The sequence below is a fragment of the Bacteroides sp. genome (genome assembly GCA_036351255.1).
In the GTDB taxonomy this organism is placed as follows: Bacteria; Bacteroidota; Bacteroidia; order Bacteroidales; family UBA7960; genus UBA7960.
On sequence record JAZBOS010000156.1, the window covers coordinates 1 to 5,388 of the forward strand.

The following is a 5,388-nucleotide window of genomic DNA, read 5'->3' on the forward strand; positions in this document are numbered from 1 at the left end:
GCCAGGAGAAATTTACGGAATCGATTTCGACCATGGAGCGCTTCCTGACCTCACAGGGGGCCTTCACACAGGAATTTTATTATAGGGCAAATTACACCATCGGATATGCACATTTTAAAAACAAGAACTTTCCCCGCGCCATTATTGCTTTCCGGAAATTCATCTCTAGCGCCAATGAAGAACCCCGTCTGATCAACGATGCAACATTGCGGGTGGCCGACAGCTATTTCATTTCCAAGGATTATCCCCAAGCCCTCGACTACTACGATCGGGCCATTCGCCTCGCATTGCTCGATACCGACTATGCCATCTTTCAAAAAGGACTTGTACAAGGCGTTATGGGGCGGTTTGAGAATAAGGTCAGCACAATGCAGGGTCTCATTCAGCGATTCCCTGCTTCTAATTACCAGGATGATGCCTTGTATGAAATTGCCAATTCATGGCTGACCCTGGAAAACAATGAACAAGCCCTGGACTTTTTTGGGCAGGTGATCTCCCAGCATCCAAGCAGCAGTTATGTAAAGAGTGCAATGCTAAAATCTGGGCTTATCTACTACAATACAAGCCGCGACGACCAAGCCCTGCAGATCTTTAAGGAAGTGGTCAGCCGTTATCCCGGAACGTCTGAATCGCAGGAAGCCCTCCTGGCCATCCGTAACATTTACGTGGGACTCGACCGGGTGGAGGAGTTCATTCAATTCTCGGAAGGACTGGGCTTTGCGAATGTAACCACGGCCCAGCAGGATTCACTGACCTATGTGGCTGCTGAAAACAGGTATATGGAGGGTGACTGCGAAAATTCAAGCCAAAGCTTCAGCAATTACCTTGAAAAATTTCCAAATGGTATTTTCGCCATCAATGCGCATTTCTACCGAGCAGAATGCGATTTCCGCGCGGGGAACTTTCCCCAGGCGCTGAACGGGTATAATTATGTCATCAGCAGGCCCAGATCCAGATTTACAGAGAACGCCCTGCTGCGGGCTTCCATCATTGATTTTCGCCAGCAAAACTTTGCGGAAGCCCTCGCAAACTACCGCAAACTTGAAGAGGTGGCAGAGCTGCCCAGCAACAAGCTGGAGGCTCAGATCGGGCAGATGCGTTCCCAATTCTATCTGGAGCGCTATCAGGAGACTCTAGCCCTTGCCTCCACCGTTCTTGCCCATGAAAAAACGCCACGTGAGGTGCAGCAGGAAGCGCATCTGATCTCAGCAAAGTCAGCCCTGACACTCGATCGTATGACCCAGGCCCGTGCCAGTTTTCAGAGTGCCATGAACATCGCGGAAAATGAAATAGCTGCCGAGGCCATGTACAATCTTGCCTTTATCGAATACCGTGAAGGCAATTATGAGCAATCTGAAAAAATGATCTTCGACTTTGTGAACAAAATGTCGGCCTACGACTACTGGCTCGCAAAGACCTTTATCCTGCTGGCCGATAATTACCTTGCGGCCGACAACATTTTCCAGGCTAAGCATACCCTGCAAAGCATCATTGACAATTATGAGGGTGAGGATTTGCGTGCAGAGGCCATTAAGAAACTGGATGCCATCCTTGAGAAGGAAAGGCTTCAAAACCAAGCCCCAAAAAATGAACCCGTGGAAATTGACCTCGGCAGAAACGCGTTTTAATTCAGGCCATGCATTCACCAAGGAAAAATAAACAACCCATGAATAATAAGCCCATTTTCAGAATCCTGATACTGAGCAGCCACGTTACACTGATGGCCGCTGCCCCGCTTTTCGGGCAACGAACCATGGACATTGAAGAGATTCGCGTGGTTGCACCTTACCAGCCAACCGTTTCCGACGCTTTTAAGATCAACGACAACCCCCGCATCGAAGACACACTTCAGGCAAAGCCTTCCTTCACCTATTCAATCAGGCCCCGTGGATTGGACACCCGCTTTGAACTTGAGCCCCTTACAGCTGCCCGAATGCGCGGAGAACCCCTTTCAAAACTATACCAGGGGCATGTCAGGGGTGGGTTCGGCAATTACACAACCCCATATGTTGAAGCTTTCTTTAACACTCTGCGATCCGACACCTATGGCCTTGGCCTGCACCTGAAACACCGCTCTTCCTCGGGTGGCATCAATGACTACGGATACAGCGGCTTTAGCGATAACTTGGCACATGTCTTTGGAAAACGCTTCTTCGGGAGCAATTTCCTTGATGGAGGCCTCAGATATGACCGCAACGTGGTCCATTACTATGGCTACAAGCCTGATGATTATTTGAACGACCCCATCCAAGATATTCTTGATGATATGACAAGTAAGGATTTCCGGCAACGCATCAACCAGCTCAATGCAAGCGTTGGTTTCGGAAGCAATCGCCCCGACTCGGCTCGTGTTAATTTCCATTCAGGACTGGAATACAACTGGTTAACAGACCGTTACGATGCCATTGAACACAATATCCGTTTCAAGGGTCAGGTCGGTCGCGAAATGGAAGATCCCTTTGCTATGCTCGACCAGTTATACATCGGACTGGATATGGGAACCGATTTTTATAGCAACCGTAATTCTGTCGACACCATAAGCAATGCCCTGATCAGCATTTTTCCAAAGGTAGCCGTCAAATACAACCGCCTGAAGCTTTATGCCGGTTTGGATATTAATGTCCAGGCTGACACGGCCTCCTATTTCCGTGTTTATCCCAATATTGGTTTTGAAGCAAGCCTCATTGACAGTCGCCTTATTGTTCACAGCAAGTTCTCAGGAGGGCTTCAGCGTCAATCGTTGCGTGACCTGCTTGGTGAGAACCCTTTTATGAATTCCTCCGTACCCCTTGCATTTCAAAATACCAAAATGGAGATTGCTGCAGGAATCAAAGGGGCTTTCAGCGATCAGTTTGCCTACAACCTGGGCATGTCAAGTGCAAGAATCGAAAATTATGCATTTTTTGTAACTGACACCACCAGTCTGCTCCAAAACGAGTTTACCCTGGTTTACGACAACCTTCGCCGCCTGCATTTAAAAGGAGAACTCTTCGGACAGTTTGGCAATCGCTTTCACGTCAGGCTGGCAGCCAACTACTTCCAGTATAACCCTGAAGTGGAAATTGAAGCATGGCACCTTCCCAGCCTACAGCTGGACCTAAACATGAAATACAACATGCAGGATAAGATCATCCTGAGTGCCGACCTGTTTTCTCGCGATGCTGCCTATGGCCGGATCTTCGACGAATTGGGCAATCCCCAGGCTTACCAACTGCACAGCTGGCACATCGATGCAAACCTTGGGGTCGAGTACCGCTACACCCGCATCCTTTCCTTCTTCCTCAACTTCCAGAACCTTACCAACAAGTCCCTGGAACGATGGATGAATTACCCCTCACAGAAGTTCCATATAATGGGGGGGGCTAGCTGGTCATTTTAAGTTTTTTTGGCCTGATTCCGGCAAAAGAGGTTTAATTATCAACAAGCACCAGAGACATCCTGAAACCAAAATAAAATAGGGGGTTTCAGGATGTTTTTTTTGTTAATAATTTTCTTTCCAAAAGGCCTTTTTTTACCCAAAAACTCCCTAAAAAATCGTACCTTTGCCAGTTACCAATTTGAAGGGATTTTTATGAGTGAAATATTGAAGGCAACTGATATAAAAGTGCCTGCATACGATGCCACCAGCATTCAGGTTCTTGAAGGACTGGAGGCTGTAAGAAAGCGCCCCGCCATGTACATCGGCGATGTGAGCAGCAAGGGCCTGCACCACTTGGTTTACGAAGTCATTGACAACTCCATAGATGAGGCCATGGCAGGTCACTGCGACCGCATTGACGTTGTAATCAACGAAAATGATTCCATTACCGTTGTTGACAACGGCCGTGGTATCCCCACCGATTTGCATGCCAAGGAAAACCGCAGCGCCCTGGAAGTGGTCATGACCGTACTGCACGCCGGTGGAAAATTTGACAAAGGCAGCTACAAGGTATCCGGCGGTTTGCACGGAGTAGGCGTATCCTGTGTCAACGCCCTTTCCTCCCTCTTGGTTGTGAATGTTTACCGCAATGGTAAGATCTACACCCAGGAGTACCGTTTTGGCAAACCCCAGTTCCCGGTGAAAGAGGTCGGCACCACCACAAAGACCGGTACCGAAGTAACCTTTCTGCCTGATGATGGCATTTTCCAAATCACCCATTACAGCTACGACATCCTCTCCGCACGCTTGCGAGAACTGGCATTCCTGAACAAGGGGGTTACCCTTAGCATCGTCGATAAGCGGCAACAAGACGAAAACGGGGAGTATGTTTCCGAGACCTTCCATTCTGAGGAAGGATTAAAGGAATTCGTGCTTTACATGGATGGCAACCGGGAAAAACTTATTGATGAGCCCATATTCATGGAATCAGAGAAATCTGGCATTCCCGTAGAAGTCGCAATGCAATACAACGACTCCTTCACCGAGAATGTGCAGAGCTATGTCAACAACATCAGTACCATTGAAGGGGGTACGCATCTGGCCGGTTTCCGCCGCGCGCTGACCCGTACGCTAAAAAACTATGCAGAGAAGTCCGGTATGCTTGCCAAACTCAAATTTGAGATCAATGGCGATGACTTCCGCGAAGGCCTCACCGCCGTAATCTCTGTTAAAGTAGCCGAACCCCAGTTTGAAGGCCAAACCAAGACCAAACTGGGCAATTCGGAAGTAGCCGGGGCGGTTGATCAGGCTGTGAATGAGATGCTTAACTACTACCTTGAAGAACACCCAAAGGAAGCAAAAACCATTGTCAACAAGGTAATCCTTGCCGCCACTGCCCGCCATGCTGCTCGTAAAGCCCGCGAACTGGTCCAGCGAAAAAGCGTGCTCACCAGTACTGGTTTGCCCGGAAAACTGGCCGACTGCTCTGAAAAGGATCCTGCACGTTGCGAAATCTTCCTGGTAGAGGGTGACTCGGCAGGCGGCACAGCTAAACAAGGCCGCGACCGCAGTTTCCAGGCCATCCTGCCCCTCAGGGGGAAGATCCTTAACGTCGAGAAAGCCATGCCTCACCGCATTTTCGACAACGAGGAGATCAAGACCATGTTTACAGCTCTGGGTGTGTCAATAGGAACGAATGAAGACAGCAAAGCCCTTAACCTTGAACGCCTGCGCTATCATAAGGTCATTATCATGACTGATGCCGATGTTGATGGCAGCCACATTGCCACCCTGTTACTTACCTTCTTCTTCAGATACATGCGTGAGTTGATCGAGATGGGCTATGTTTACATTGCTACCCCGCCCCTATATCTCATACGCAAGGGCAAAGATGAAAGATATGCCTGGAGTGAGGACGAACGTAAATCTATTGTTGCTGAATTCAGTCAGGAAGGAAGAGAATCAGGGATTCACATCCAGCGTTACAAAGGTTTGGGTGAGATGAACGCTGAACAACTTTGGGTCACCAC

3 protein-coding genes are annotated in these 5,388 nt (G+C 48.8%); all 3 read left to right on the forward strand.

The annotated features are described in order from the left end of the window. Positions 1-1,628, forward strand: a 1,628-nt coding sequence (locus V2I46_14600; GenBank protein MEE4178731.1) for a tetratricopeptide repeat protein, incomplete at its 5' end; no start/stop codon positions are given. A gap of 38 nt (positions 1,629-1,666) precedes the next feature. Next, a complete protein-coding gene (locus tag V2I46_14605) occupies positions 1,667-3,379 on the forward strand; it encodes a hypothetical protein (protein MEE4178732.1) in 1,713 nt (570 codons plus the stop codon). Positions 3,380-3,571: 192 nt separating this feature from the next. Beyond that, positions 3,572-5,388 (forward strand): DNA topoisomerase (ATP-hydrolyzing) subunit B (gene gyrB, locus V2I46_14610; GenBank protein MEE4178733.1); only part of this gene is annotated, 1,817 nt, incomplete at its 3' end.

What these genes read in the sequence shown, in the direction of transcription:
- V2I46_14605 (MEE4178732.1), top strand. Translation starts at nt 1,667, where the DNA reads ATGAATAATAAGCCCATTTTCAGAATCCTGATACTGAGCAGCCACGTT.